Source organism: Capnocytophaga canis (assembly GCF_000827555.1).
GTDB classification, from domain to species: Bacteria; Bacteroidota; Bacteroidia; order Flavobacteriales; family Flavobacteriaceae; genus Capnocytophaga; species Capnocytophaga canis.
Window position 1 is genome coordinate 1 of record NZ_CDOI01000119.1, and the last position, 354, is coordinate 354.

Genomic DNA, 354 nt, shown 5'->3' on the forward strand with positions numbered 1-354 from the left:
ATCAGGGGTCGCTCCATTCTCACAAATCTTATACGTCAACGTATAAACTCCGCTCGAAACATTCGTTCCTACCGTTACTTTTCCGTCACCATTCAACGTAATGCCCGTTGGGGTAATGATTGGTGTAAGGGTTACCTTACCTACTCCTGTGCCTATAACCACAGGTACACCATTGAGCTTGTCATTACTAATAACCGTCTGCGTAGTCGTACCTCCCGATACTACCGGTCCTAAATCATCGTTATCAGCTACGATGCTGTTTTCAACGGTGATCGTTACCGTAGCATCATCACAATTATCAGGGGTCGCTCCATTCTCACAAATCTTATACGTCAACGTATAAACTCCGCTCGA

The 354-nt window shown here is 45.2% G+C and carries 1 pseudogene; it reads right to left on the reverse strand.

Going from position 1 to position 354, the window contains the following annotated elements:
* Positions 1 to 354, reverse strand: a pseudogene (locus CCAND38_RS11930) (hypothetical protein); the annotation flags it as partial.